Origin of the sequence: Halorhodospira halochloris (assembly GCF_002356555.2) — a bacterium.
GTDB lineage: Bacteria > Pseudomonadota > Gammaproteobacteria > Nitrococcales > Halorhodospiraceae > Halorhodospira > Halorhodospira halochloris.
In genome coordinates this window covers 2205047-2217979 of the sequence record NZ_AP017372.2, presented here as the reverse complement: position 1 = coordinate 2217979, position 12933 = coordinate 2205047, and the positions used below count along the sequence as shown (strand labels likewise).

8 protein-coding genes and 1 pseudogene are annotated in these 12933 nt (G+C 59.6%); 4 read left to right on the top strand and 5 right to left on the bottom strand.

What is annotated here, in order from left to right:
* Positions 1-20 precede the first annotated feature (20 nt).
* Positions 21-3659: a hydantoinase B/oxoprolinase family protein gene (locus HH1059_RS09985; protein ID WP_096410017.1), complete on the top strand. Its 3639-nt coding sequence runs from the start codon at positions 21-23 to the stop codon at positions 3657-3659.
* A gap of 284 nt (positions 3660-3943) precedes the next feature.
* On the opposite strand, the gene HH1059_RS09975 is transcribed toward HH1059_RS09985, so the two are convergent.
* The 4 genes from HH1059_RS09975 to HH1059_RS09960 all read right to left on the bottom strand — a co-directional run bounded on the left by HH1059_RS09975 (position 3944) and on the right by HH1059_RS09960 (position 10047).
* Positions 3944-4303 (bottom strand): DsrE/DsrF/TusD sulfur relay family protein, encoded by a 360-nt coding sequence (locus tag HH1059_RS09975; protein WP_096410016.1) that lies wholly within the window; start codon positions 4301-4303, stop codon positions 3944-3946.
* Between the two features lie 30 nt (positions 4304-4333).
* Positions 4334-5485 (bottom strand): DNA polymerase IV, encoded by a 1152-nt coding sequence (gene dinB, locus HH1059_RS09970; protein ID WP_096410015.1) that lies wholly within the window; start codon positions 5483-5485, stop codon positions 4334-4336.
* Positions 5486-5804: 319 nt separating this feature from the next.
* Positions 5805-8282: a GmrSD restriction endonuclease domain-containing protein gene (locus tag HH1059_RS09965; protein ID WP_096410014.1), complete on the bottom strand. Its 2478-nt coding sequence runs from the start codon at positions 8280-8282 to the stop codon at positions 5805-5807.
* Positions 8275-10047 (bottom strand): DUF262 domain-containing protein, encoded by a 1773-nt coding sequence (locus HH1059_RS09960; RefSeq protein ID WP_096410013.1) that lies wholly within the window; start codon positions 10045-10047, stop codon positions 8275-8277. The genes HH1059_RS09965 and HH1059_RS09960 overlap by 8 nt, the downstream gene beginning before the upstream one ends.
* Positions 10048-11024: 977 nt before the next feature.
* Here HH1059_RS09960 and HH1059_RS09955 point away from each other — a divergent pair.
* The 3 genes and pseudogenes from HH1059_RS09955 (at position 11025) to thpR (ending at position 12002) form a co-directional block, all read left to right on the top strand.
* Complete coding sequence (locus HH1059_RS09955) at positions 11025-11276, top strand: type II toxin-antitoxin system Phd/YefM family antitoxin (RefSeq protein ID WP_096410012.1); 252 nt, start codon at positions 11025-11027, stop codon at positions 11274-11276.
* Positions 11273-11446 (top strand): annotated as a pseudogene (locus HH1059_RS09950) (Txe/YoeB family addiction module toxin); the annotation flags it as partial. The gene HH1059_RS09955 and the pseudogene HH1059_RS09950, both read left to right, overlap by 4 nt.
* 4 nt (positions 11447-11450) lie before the next feature.
* Positions 11451-12002, top strand: a complete 552-nt coding sequence (thpR, locus tag HH1059_RS09945) for an RNA 2',3'-cyclic phosphodiesterase (protein WP_096410010.1) — start codon at positions 11451-11453, stop codon at positions 12000-12002.
* A gap of 36 nt (positions 12003-12038) precedes the next feature.
* Here the strand turns inward: thpR and HH1059_RS09940 are convergent, their stop codons facing one another.
* Positions 12039-12335 (bottom strand): hypothetical protein, encoded by a 297-nt coding sequence (locus HH1059_RS09940; RefSeq protein ID WP_096410009.1) that lies wholly within the window; start codon positions 12333-12335, stop codon positions 12039-12041.
* Positions 12336-12933 lie beyond the last annotated feature (598 nt).

The window sequence follows — 12933 nt, the reverse complement described above, 5'->3', positions numbered from 1 at the left end:
TTGGATCGTAGGAGAGGGCCATGGTGGAAGGCCGTGTGATGGGAGAGCGCTGGCAGTTCTGGATCGACCGGGGCGGTACCTTCACCGATGTCATTGCCCGTGCCCCCGATGGGCGTCTGATCGCCCGCAAATTCCTCTCCGAGAACCCCGAGCAGTACAGCGACGCCGCCCTCCACGGGATCCGCTCGATCCTTGGCCTTCCTGCCGACGCCCCGATCCCGGCTGAACGGATCGAGGCGGTGCGCATGGGCACCACGGTGGCGACCAACGCCCTGCTCGAGCACCGCGGCGAGCCCACTGTGCTCGCCATCACCGAGGGGTTCGCCGATCAGTTGCGCATCGGCTATCAGCACCGCCCGGATCTCTTCGATCGCCGGGTGCGCCTGCCGGAGATGCTCTACTCGCAGGTTCTGGAGATCCCCGAGCGTCTGGGTGCCGACGGCGCGGTGCTCCGCCCCCTGGATGAGGCCTGCGTGCGCGAGCGCCTGGCCGCCGCCCACGCCGCCGGCTACCGGGCGCTGGCGGTGGTGCTCATGCACGCCTGGCGGGATGCCGGGCACGAGCAGGCGGTGGCGCGTATCGCCCGCGAGGTGGGCTTTACGCAGGTCTCGACCAGTGCGCAGGCCGCCGCCGTGATGAAGATCGTCGGCCGCGGCGACACCGCCGTTGTGGATGCCTACCTCTCGCCGGTGCTGCGCCGCTACGTCGACCGCCTGACCGCGGAGCTCGGCGATGTGCCGCTGCTATTCATGCAGTCCAACGGCGGATTGACCAGTGCCGCGCACTTTCAGGGCAAGGACGCCATCCTCTCGGGTCCGGCCGGCGGCATCGTCGGGGCGGTGCGCACGGCGGCGATGGCCGGGTTCGAGCGGCTGATCAGCTTCGATATGGGTGGGACGTCCACCGACGTAGCCCACTACGACGGCGCCTATGAGCGCACCTTCGAGACCGAGATCGCCGGCAATCGCATCCGCGCGCCGATGATGCAGATACACACCGTCGCCGCCGGCGGCGGCTCCATCTGCCACTTCGACGGCATGAAGTACCGGGTGGGCCCCGATTCCGCCGGCGCCGACCCGGGGCCGGCGGCCTATCGCCGGGGCGGCCCGCTGACGGTCACCGACTGCAACGTCCTGCTCGGCCTCATCCGGCCGGCGTTCTTCCCGCACCTCTTCGGCCCCGACGCCGATCAGCCGCTGGATGCCGACCGGGTCCGCCAGGGCTTTGCCGAGCTTGCCGAGCGGATCCGCGCCGAGACGGGTGACGCCCGCGACCCGGTCGAGGTGGCCGCCGGCTTCCGGCGCATCGCCGTGGAGAATATGGCGCAGGCGATCAAGCGGATCTCCGTGCAGCGCGGCCACGATGTGACCCGCTACGCCCTCAACTGCTTTGGCGGTGCCGGCGGTCAGCACGCCTGCGCCGTGGCCGACTGCCTGGGCATCCGCACCGTGTTCATCCATCCGCTGGCGGGGGTGCTCTCGGCCTACGGCATGGGCCTGGCCGATATCACCGCCATGGCCCAGCGCAGCGTGGAGGCGCCGCTGGAGCCGGCTAGCGGGCCGCTGCTTGAGCGCGTCATCAACGAGCTCACCGCCGAGGCGCGGGCCGAGCTGGCCGAGCAGGGGCTGGCCGCCGCTGCGACGATGGTGCACGTGCAGGCCCATGTGCGCTACGCCGGCACCGACACCGCGCTGGTGGTCCCCGGTGGTGCGGATGTGGCCGCCCTGGACGAGGCCTTCGCCCGGGCTCACCGGCAGCGCTTTGGCTTTGTACTGGAGGAGCGCCCGCGGGTGATCGAGGCGCTCAGCGTCGAGGCGATCCACCGCGCCGCGGCCGTCGAGGCCCCGGAGGATGAGGCGCCGTCACCGGCGGACCCGCCGCAGCCACTGGCCCGGGTGCAGGCCTGGGACGGGCAACGGATGACCGAGCAGCCGGTCTACGCCCGCGCCGACCTGGTGCCGGGGATGCGCATCCCGGGGCCGGCGATCCTCCAGGAGGAGAATGCTACCACGGTGATCGATGCCGGCTGGGAGGGCGAGGTCGCCACCTGCGATCACTTGATCCTGCGCCGTTCGGTGACCGCCGAGAAGGCGGTGCCGGCGCGGACGCCGCAAGTCGACACCCGCCGTCCCGATCCGGTGCTGCTGGAGGTGTTCAACAACCTGTTCCGCTCCGTCGCCGAGCAGATGGGGACGACGCTCGCCGGCACGGCGCAGTCGGTGAACATCAAGGAGCGGCTCGACTTCTCCTGCGCGCTCTTCGACGCCGAGGCCAACCTGGTGGCTAACGCCCCGCACATCCCGGTCCACCTCGGCTCGATGTCGGAGTCGGTGCGCGCTATCCTGCGCACCCGCGGCGCGAGCATGCGTCCCGGCGATGTCTATCTACTCAACGACCCGTACCACGGCGGCACCCACCTGCCGGATCTCACGGCGGTGACGCCGGTCTTCTCCGCGGATGGCGTGGAGCTGCTCTTTTTCTGCGCCAGCCGCGGCCACCACGCCGATGTCGGCGGCCGCACGCCGGGATCGATGCCGGCGGACTCCACCTGCGTGAGCGAGGAGGGGGTGCTCATCAACGACCTCCAGGTCGTCGCCGAGGGGCGCTTGCTGGAAGAGGCGTTCACCGCGGCGATGGGCGCCGGGGCGTATCCGGCGCGCAACGTGGCGCAGAATATCGCCGATCTGAAGGCGCAGATCGCCGCCAACGAGAAGGGCGTGGCCGAGCTGCGGCGCATGGTCGAGCAGTTCGGCCTGTCGGTGGTCCAGGCCTACATGGGGTTCGTCCAGGAGAACGCCGCCGAGCACGTGCGCCGGGTCATCGATGGGCTCAGTTACGGTGATTTCACAGTCGAGATGGACAGCGGGGCGCGGATCCGCGTGGCGGTGCGCCCTGATCACGCCGCCCGCCGGGCGCGCATCGACTTTGCCGGCACGTCCGAGCAGTTGCAAAGCAATTTCAATGCGCCGCTGGCCATCACCCGGGCGGCTAGTCTCTACGTCTTCCGCACGCTGGTCGATGACGACATCCCGCTCAACGACGGCTGCCTGCAACCGCTGGAGATCGCCGCGCCCGAGGGCTCGATGCTCAATCCGTGCCATCCGGCGGCCGTGGTCGCCGGCAATGTCGAGACCTCCCAGGCCGTCACCGATGCCCTCTACGGGGCGCTGGGGGCGATGGCCGCCAGCCAGGGCACCATGAACAACCTGACCTTCGGCAACCAGCGCCACCAGTACTACGAGACCCTGTGCGGCGGTGCCGGGGCCGGGCCGGGGTTCGCCGGTAGCTCGGCGGTGCACACGCACATGACCAACTCGCGCCTGACAGACCCGGAGGTCCTCGAGTGGCGCTACCCGGTGCGCGTCGAGTGTTTTGCCATCCGCCACGGCAGCGGCGGCGCTGGGGCGTATCCCGGCGGGGCGGGGGTGATCCGGCGGCTGTGCTTCCTCGAGCCGATGACGGTGGTCACGCTGATGAACCGGCGCCGGGTGCCGCCCTTCGGGCTGGCCGGGGGCGGCGATGCGGCGTGCGGGCGCAACGCCATCGAGCGCAGCGACGGCAGCGTCGAGGAGCTGCCGGGCACCGCCACCCGGGAGCTTGGGGCGGGAGATCGGATCGTCATCGAGACCCCCGGTGGCGGCGGCTACGGGGGCGGCTGAGCGCCGCCCCCGGGCTGTCTTATGTGTCGTCACCTAAGCGCTACGATCACCAGCACTTGCTGGGCGATGACCCAAAAATCAACGTCGATCTGCGCGCCTAGCAGGCCCTCAACATAGAAGGGGGTCGCAAGAGCCCCGAGCAGGAGGCCGGCTCCGCCTCCTCCGCCAGTTCGTGGAACCACTGGGTCCTTGGCCGCCCTTGGGCAGCTCCAGGCTGCGCACCGGATAGGTGTCCTGGAGCCAGGTCCTTGCTAGCTCGCTCATGCTTGATCCTCCTCGTGGTATCAAAATACCAGCACCTGGTCGGCATTGACCGTGACCTCGGCGAGCTCGTCCATGGTGCTGCGCTCGGGGCCGGGCATCAGGTGATCCTCCGTCATGCCGCGGGCGTCCATGCAGGTCCCGCAGAGCAGAACCCGGCTGCGCCCCTTCTTGGTCAGGATCCCCTTGAGCATGCGCTCGATGTTGAAAAATCCGTCCGGCGTCTTCTGGCCGGCCTGGGCGCCGCCCACAGCGTCGGCCATCAGGAAGACCGTGACCTGGTTCTCCTCCGAGCGCTTGAGCAGCGCCGTGGCCAGGCGCAGGGCGTTGTAGCAGCGCTCGGTACCGTAGGGCGTGTCGTTGATGATGATCAGGAAGTGCATGGCGTCCTCCTCCTCGCGTGGCTTAGGCCTTTATGTGCACCCCGTCCAATCGAACTCCAGCTGTAATGGTTCTGCGGCAGCGGCCTGCTCTTCGCTGATCAGCCCCGAGACGCGTACGCCGAGTAGGCGCAAGCGTTGCTCAAGTGGCACCCGTTTCAGGCACTCACCGGCGGCGCGGCGGATACGCTGCGGGTCACGGGTCGGCTGGTCAATCGAATGATCGCGGGTGAGCGTACTAAAGTCGGCATAGCGCAACTTGATGCCGATAGTACGTCCGCGAACGCCCTTACGGCGTAGATCGTCGGCAACGCGCTCGCAGAGGGAGGTGAAGATCTGCGCAAGTTCTGCTCGATCGTGGCGGGCGTGCAGATCGCGTTCAAACGTAGTCTCGCGGCTAACCGACTTCGGGGCTCTTCTTTTCGTCACCACGGGGCGATCGTCTATGCCGTGAGCGGCCCGGTGCAGGAAGTGGCCAAATGAGGCACCGAACTGCTCAATCAGCCAAGCGGGCGTGAAAGCAGCCAAATCACCAATACTGTGCACTCCAAGCTGTTGTAAGCGGGCAGTGGTGCGTGGCCCGATGCCGTTAATCTTGCCGACCGGCAGTGGCCAGATTCGGGAAGGTATATCGCAGCGCTGTAGCACGGTTAGGCCGTCGGGTTTATCCAGGTCGGAACAGAGCTTAGCTAGCTGTTTATTGGGGCTGATGCCGATCGAGGCGGTCAGTCCGGTGGCGTCGGTAACGGCGGCTTTGATGCGTTGGCCTAGGGCCACGCTCTCTTCCGGCAGCCCAGTCAGGTCTATGTAGATCTCGTCGATGCCTAAATCTTCGATTTGTGTGGAGATTGTAGAGACCGCGGACTTGAAGCGCTGTGAGTAGTCGCGGTAGGCATCGAAATTTGGCGGCAGCAGGATGGCGTCGGGGGCTAGCTGCGCCGCTTTCATGAGTCCCATGCCCGATCTGACTCCCAACTCCCGCGCTTCGTAGGTGGCTGTGGTCACCACGCCTCGACCGGAATAATCGCGCAGGCGCAGATAATCGCCAGTCGACGATCTTGCTGCTCTCCGACCGCCGATAACCAGCGCTTGGCCGCGCAGTTGGGGATGCTGCAGCAGCTCGACGGAGGCGAAAAAGGCGTCCATATCGAGATGGGCGATGCGGCGATCTTCTGAGTGGTCCATAGCGTCGGCTAAGCTGCACCACTGGGTTATCCACGGTGTTCTAGGGTGATATGAGCGAACTACAGCTCGAGTCGATAAAACAATCCATAGGAAAGCTCCTCTCGGGCAACAGTGTACTTGAAGACCTTTCAGGTTCGAATTCACTGGAGCCGTCAGGCCCGCCTGTGTAAAGAAACTCCTCGGTTACCGTGGCACCCATATCGATGTTAAATCCCAGCGCTGCTGGGGAGCATAGCGCTATTAGGCTGGCGAGAAGCCATCTGCCTTGTTGGAATGATAAGCTGCATTAGTGTCGCCGGCTAGCTAGTTGCCGCAACCGCTAAGGCTCGGTGTCCGCAATCTTTTTACCGGAATATCCCGCAAGGCTGAAATACTCTTCCATGCTTCTCTCTATCCACTCCATATGTGCCTTGGCATGCTCGGCTCCCCACTCTCCATGTTTCAGGCCTAGGCCTGAAGGTTCAGGCACACCGCCGTAAAGGTACACCAAGGCTAGCTTCGGGGATTGTAGATCCTTTTGTCGAAGTCGCGTCAAATATTTAACTCGCTTCTCATGGTATGGCTTGTTGCTAAACTCGGAGTTGCGTTCACGCGAGACTAGGGCAAGGTTGCCGAAAGAGTGCAGGGCATCGCCCCAGCCTTCTTTCTCCTGACCTTCTTCTTGTGAGGTCTGAGGGCGGATGTGTTCTACTGAGGCGCGAGCCGTGAACCGGAAATGCTGCCACGCATCTTCAAGCTGGCCTTGGGTTACGTCGTTCTGGCCTTGGAGCTGCGGTAACGACTCATTAGATTGCGAGCCCCCTTGATAACGGCGCCAGATGACAAAATCGGCCTTATAGTACCAGTAGTGGGATGTTCGGGGCATGTCATCGGTGCCGTGGAACCCCCCGTGAAGAGGCTCGATAGTAGGTTTTTTGAACGAGCGCCAGGGTTTTTCAAGGAAGGCGCGGCTGCGCTGCAGCAGGGACTCTGCTTCAGTTTCAGAGTTTTTAGAACCTAGCGAGGGGCTGCTGAACAGGCCATTATCAAGGTGGCGCATGAAGACCGTTAGATCGCTTTCTGTGCCTTGCTCGGACGGTACCAGAGCCGTTTGTCCTGATCGTTCTTCAGTGGGGAAGGTTCGGGAGTGCAGATACCCGAGCAGCGGTGTCAGCCAGAGCAACTGGCGAATATCTTGACTGTGATAGAGCATACTCTGGAGCAGCGAGAGTTCCTTGTCACCAGACTGCTCGGCGTCAGCGCGACGCAGACTCGTGCTCTTATTCTGCTCAAGTCTGAGGATCCGGTGTCCCCATTCTCCCCCTTCCTTCAACTCAACCCAGCGGATGATGTACTGATCTAGCAGGAAGCGGACTTCCCAGAGAAGCTCGATGAAACTTTTTACCCGCTCGCGGATATCTGGGAGTGGATGGGACATGCTGTTATCTGAGAGCAGCAGGGCATCGAAGGTTTCGAGCAGCTTAAAGCTATCGAATCTTTCGAGATCGGCGCCCTTGGGACCATGACGGTGGAGCCAAATCCTCAAGGTGTGCAGTAGGAGCATCGGGAAGCTGATCAGGCTTGCGGAACTCTGCTTCTCTGCATGATCCCCATCACCCGCCTTGTCAGTATTGCTTGGCAGATCACTCGCATTTCCCCAATCTTTGACAAGCTTTTCCAAGCTCACCTCATCCTTGGCTGGATCCGAATTCTGGGCAACATCCTTGGGTCGACAGAGATCGATAGCCGCCTTCCCGCTCAAGGCAACAGAACTCAGAACACTCCCTCCTAAAGCTCCCGATCTCCATATCTTGTGTTCAATGATTGCCTCGTAAACATTCACCTTGTTCTTTCCTGCCGCCTCCGCAAGTGCGTCCTCCCAGTAGTCATCCATGGCCGAGCAGGCCTCCCAGATGCGGGCGCAGGCTGTATAAGTGCCTTCTTTGCCTTCCCCGTTGTCATCACCTTTGAGCCATTTGAGCATGCGCGCTTTAAGCACCTCATGATGTTCTAGTTGAACGCTGCGGTCGTTGATGGTCTCAAATAGATGGTTTAGGTCCATAGTGCCCGGAACACTGGTTACGAGCATGCGGACATGGTTTAGCAAGTAGGTGTCAAAGTCGCATTGGCCTTGGGGCTGATCCGAGATAAGGGTGCTATTGTTAGTGAACCATTCCTCGATGATCTCGATACCATATTCCAGCTTGACGATACCGCCGTCCCGGGGTGTGTCATCAGAGATAGTCTCATTGTGCGGAGAGATACCAAAGTTGTCGTGGGCCTGTTCTTCAGCAAGATTAAGCTTGCGTGCCTCTTTTAAGCCCTTTCTCAATGCCGTATGTAACCAGATGTTGGCCTTATCTCGTATTTCGAAATGGAGCCTAGGGTCGCGCCCTGCGGATGCAGTCCCCGGATGGAAAAGCAGGTCGTGGTAAGAGCTACTGCTTTCGACAGGCTGTTTTTGTGCGTCAAGCCGATACAGCGCTGTCAGCAGCAAAGTGGTCAGACGCTGCTGGCCGTCGATTAATTCAAGATCTTGCGACTGCCGGTCGCTGCTCTGTCTCTCAACCACAAGAGTTCCGCCGATGTAGTAGTCGGCATTACCGGCTTTCCACGCATCAAGAATATCGTTCAGAAGCCGCTCTATCTGCTCCTTTTTCCAGACGTAGAGTCGCTGATAGATGGGAACACGGAAGCGGACCGTCGGATCGCCGATACTGCGCCCTGTTTCCTCATTATCAGTTGCAGTGACTAGTTGGCTCAGGGTCATGAGTCTGGAATCCTGCCAGCCGGAACGCGCCTCGTGCTTGTTACCCATGGTTAATTCCTCCACTCCTGAGCATATCCGTTATCCAGTTGCGGCGTTCCAGGATCCAGTCACGACGTTCCTGATCATTTTCCGGCAATTTTTCCTTATCCCTATCCTTATCCGCTTGGTTGAAATAACGGCTAACTGCCTTAATGTAGCGATCTCGGACGCTGTGTTCTCCGAAGGTAAAAGAACCTTCGCTGATGTTATCCTGAAGGGCCTTCTCAAGGGCTTTGTCAGCAGCTCGATCCTCCTGCAGAGCCCGAATCACCGGATCTGGTATCTCGTTGACGGCGATGAAATCGAGTAGGTTGCCGATGCTTTCGCTACCGGCATCATTACGCTCAAGCACCGACCGTGAACTGGACTGAAAAATCGAGGCCTTGATCAGCCGCTCGGCGCCAAGGATGTACTCAAGCCAGAGAGCAAATTCGTACAGTCGGCAAGTGCCAAAGCGGTCGATGTAGAGCATCGAGGCTAGGAGGAAGGCCTGGCGCAGGTAGTGAGACAGTTCCAGGACAACCTTTTGATAAAGGTGGCGAAAGTCGGTCCAGTCATCGCCAGAGCGCTGACCTGGCACATGCTCTACCTGTGGGGGCGTTTCCATGTGCGCTAGAAGTCGTTCGTAGCGCTGTGCGTAGAGAAAGAAACCTGCCCCTTCGGCGATCGGTTGACGGAGGGTGAAGGGCAAGTTATGTGGCGCAGTCCCCAGTGAAGGCAGACTGACCTCCATGTCCCACTCTTTCTGGTGAGGCTCCCACTTCACCACCGAGTGGTGAACCCTTGCTGTGCAGGGGAAACATGCCACGCGGTCGATCCCGCCTTCCGCTAGCTTATTCCCCTCGGCGCCGTTGACGGCTTCGGGAGGTCGCCCCCGGAGACGGTTTTCTAGCTCCCGGGGAGGGTAGGCATTCTGTTTGAATGTCTTCTGCAGGGCTTTGCGGCTCGGGTAGAGGGGGCGCTGGCTAAGAGGTCCGAACCAGTTGCGGGCTCGCCACAGGTAGTAGTTGAACAGGCGATGCACTGGATCTTCACCGGCAGGCGAGTTTTTCTCGTTAGATGCTTGCTGCATCCCTTCCCAGCGCCGGGCGCTATCCCTCTGGATAGGTTCAGCTTGAGAACTCTGATGTGGGGCGTGGTTGCGAATAGCCCGCAAGTGGTGGGCCTTGAGCAGATCAGTGGTATGGAGCGGGACGCCGCGGCTATTCTGGCTGTCGAAGAAAGTGAATGCCTCATCGATACTGCCGGTAGTTACCACAGTTAGAGTGATGTGTCTGAATAGCTCGACGTCCTTGAACAATTCCCTGGTCCGGTGTGTAGCTTTCAAACCGGTCCTGTCTAGTCCGGTCATGATCGTTTTGTACGCTGCCTGCAGTTGCGCCTGGGATCTTGAGTCGCGGTAGCTGAAAGCCATTGCTGGTGGAACTTCCGAGCCCTCTTGAGCCGCACTCCAGAGCAGTGAAAGAGCGGCGAGCCGTTGCTGACCGTCAATTACGTACGCGGAGTTGCCTCTTTCTCCCGGCTGCTCGCTTTCCCTGCTCAGTAACACCGTACCCATGTAGTAGGCGTATGCCGGCTGAGTCGCTTTGCTATTCGAAAGCTGTTGGTTCGCGAATTCAGCGAGGTCGTCGATCAGCTGCCGAACACGCTGTTCATCCCATACAAAGCCGCGCTGGTAGTCGTCAAGTTTCAGCTCCCTACCCGCCGCGGTCAGCTCCTCGAAGCTTTGAACTTTGACCTGTAGGGCGCTGTTCTCATCGCCTCTGGTGTCCATGAAATCCTCGCTCCAGTGGCTTTTGGGTGGTCGCACTCCCTTGCCGATAAAAACCTTGATGCATGTGGTTTGGGTTAATAAACCTCACGCATTGATAAGTTTCCGTATTTACTCGGTGCAGGACAAGCGGGCCGCGTCTTGTGGGTCAACAGTTATGTTTATTTCCGCAGACTCCGTGCCGATGAAGATATTCGCCCTCTGTCCGAGTTCCGGGCAGGAGTAGCCAGCTATTACGAATGTCCGAAATCGACTTTCACGAAACATAACGTCGTCGGTGCTGCGTACCTGCTCAAGGGTGAACGCATCGGTAAGCAGCAGCCTGGTCGTAATTAGTGAAAGATTCTTTTAGGCGAACATGACAACACCCGTCCATGTTTCGGGAAGGTGGATTATGGAAGGACATGGCAGATAGATAGGGTGGAAGGAGCAGGCGAGAGAGGAGGGAAGAGTGGCGGTAGTGTAGAGGCAAGATGCTTCTTGGTTACCCATGCTCATTGAAGTGGCTAGGGATGATGCTAGCTCGGCGGAGGGTAGGTCTGACGGTAGAAGGACAGCTAAAGTTGTCCACAAAAGCTGTGGAAAACTCTGTGGAGAATTTCCATCTGCCTAATCAGAACGGGCATTTGGCGGGTTTGGATAGTTCTTGTTCACATAAGAAGTGATAAGAATAAAATCAGATAGTTATGATGGCTGTATGAGAATTCAAGAGGTGCTTGCGCTTTATCACAGGCTAATTATTCGTTCAAATCGAAAGCATTGAGCCTTGTGCATAACTTGCTTGGCTGGGTGGTGTTGACAATCAAATGTCAAGGGTCAAAAGCACTGTCTGTATGGGTCAACAACGCAGCGGGAAGACAGGATGAGCTAAGGTACGGTTGGCTAAACCAGCCGCTGTTGCCGGATAGTTGCCAGCGTTGACGTATCATTTTACGTACGGCACTCTGAATATGGCCGTTATTCTGTACAGGAGTAATCTTATGGATGCCATTAGCTACACAGCTGCCAGAGCCAATCTAGCAAAAACCATGGAGCAGGTCTGTGAAGACCACTCTCCTGTGATCATCACTCGGAGCAAGTCGCAGTCCGTGGTAATGATCTCCCTGGAGGATTACGAGGCGCTGCAAGAAACTGCATACCTACTGCGCGCACCAAAGAACGCTCGGCGTTTGCTGGAATCCGTCGTAGAGTTGGAGCAAGGCGGTGGTCAAGAAAAGGCACTTTTTGAATGAAGCTCATCTTCTCTGAGAACGCCTGGGAGGACTATCTGTACTGGCAGAAAACCGACAAAAAGATTCTTAACCGAATCAACAGGCTGATCAAAGAGATTAAGCGAGAACCATTTGAAGGTGTTGGCAAACCAGAGCCCCTCAAACACAGCTCGACTGCGCGTCGTGTGAACCCATATGGATCGGCGTCAACGCCTCTTCTTCGCGCTGTGGCCAGATGACGATTTACGCTCAGCGATTTGCTCGCGCGTGCCTTCCGGGCACGGTGGACGTCCAGTAGCCCGCGATAACCTGCACCTAACTCTGGCCTTCATCGGTGCTGCCGACACCGCCTATGCCGAGTGCTTAGCCGAAGCGGCGCAAGCGGTCCGCTTCGAGCCGTTTGCATTCGAACTGCAGGGTTTGGGGTGCTTCGGTAATGGCAAAGTGCTGTGGCTAGGCAATGTGAAACCGCGTGAGCCGCTGGAGCGCCTGGCCCAGGATCTGAGTGCCGTGCTGCAACCTTGTGGCTTCGAGCCCGAGGCGCGACCGTTTTGTCCGCATGTCACAGTAGTTCGCAAGCCAAAGGCGCCGCTGAATCTCGGCCCCATCGAGCCGGTACTCTGGGAGGTCGAGCGCTTTTGCCTGGTCTCTTCTATCCCGGCTCAGGGCGGCGTTAAGTACGAAGTGGTGCGCAGCTATTGTGCAGCCAAAGACCACGCCCGGAGTGGAACTGGAGATCTGCCGTAGGATCTCATCGAGGAAGGCCCTGCGCGTTATTCGCCGCTAAGCCTCTCCTAGTTCGTGTAAAGCTCGTTCAGCAGCTTCCATCAAAGCGGTTATATGATCATCGGGATCAAAGGGTACCTCTTGTTCCTCTGCATGGGTGCCGACGTCGTAAATTCGAGGCAGGCTGTCGTTTGCGTCCTCCTGGCTAATATGTCGGGTAGCTGCATCACAGTCAGTGGCTAGACTGCGTACAGTGCTTATTTGCAAGTTATTGATATCACTTATTTCGGCCCAAGCACCAACAAGGGCTTCCCAGGGGGTTTCGAATGTATAAGTTCGCCATTGAAAGCTCATAAGCAATTTTCCTTTAGAAATTGATGCCTTAGCTGCTCATGGCCTTGATATTCGCAGATTAAAGCAAACTCACTGGATAGGGTGTTTAGATCCCGTTGTATGATACGCAGCGAGCTTGAATAGCACTTCATAGTGCAGTCGTTCGTGGAGTTGGGGAGCACTGATCCCGCGCGGTTGGCGCGGGATAGACTGGAGCATTGTCCACTGGCGTAGGAGGCTTTCGGACATCTCTTCTAGCTATCGGCGATTGTGGATCTTTATAGGGAATAGTGCTGTATTGTGCGTGATACTGGCAAGATCTAATCGTCGGTCAGTAGCGGCGCATTATGTCGCCCTATGTCTACAGTTGTCCACAAAAGCTATGGAAAAATCTGTGGGTAACTTGCTTGGCTGGGTGGTGTTTACAGGGTGCCTCTAACAACTTCGCCGGCGCCACCATCCGCCCCGGTGTGGAGGCTTCATGGCGCCAGGGATGGCGCCATGAAGCCTCCAGGGATGGATTCACGGCGTCCTCCACGCCGGGGCGGATGGTGGCGCCGGCGAAGTTTTTGAGGTTACCAAGTGAGCGCAGCTAATGGCCCCGGGGAAGTTTTTCAAG

Coding starts and splice junctions, on each gene's coding strand:
- HH1059_RS09985 (WP_096410017.1), top strand. CDS start 21: ATGGTGGAAGGCCGTGTGATGGGAGAGCGCTGGCAGTTCTGGATCGAC.
- HH1059_RS09975 (WP_096410016.1), bottom strand. CDS start 4,303: ATGCACTTCCTGATCATCATCAACGACACGCCCTACGGTACCGAGCGC.
- dinB (WP_096410015.1), bottom strand. CDS start 5,485: ATGGACCACTCAGAAGATCGCCGCATCGCCCATCTCGATATGGACGCC.
- HH1059_RS09965 (WP_096410014.1), bottom strand. CDS start 8,282: ATGGGTAACAAGCACGAGGCGCGTTCCGGCTGGCAGGATTCCAGACTC.
- HH1059_RS09960 (WP_096410013.1), bottom strand. CDS start 10,047: ATGGACACCAGAGGCGATGAGAACAGCGCCCTACAGGTCAAAGTTCAA.
- HH1059_RS09955 (WP_096410012.1), top strand. CDS start 11,025: ATGGATGCCATTAGCTACACAGCTGCCAGAGCCAATCTAGCAAAAACC.
- thpR (WP_096410010.1), top strand. CDS start 11,451: ATGGATCGGCGTCAACGCCTCTTCTTCGCGCTGTGGCCAGATGACGAT.
- HH1059_RS09940 (WP_096410009.1), bottom strand. CDS start 12,335: ATGAGCTTTCAATGGCGAACTTATACATTCGAAACCCCCTGGGAAGCC.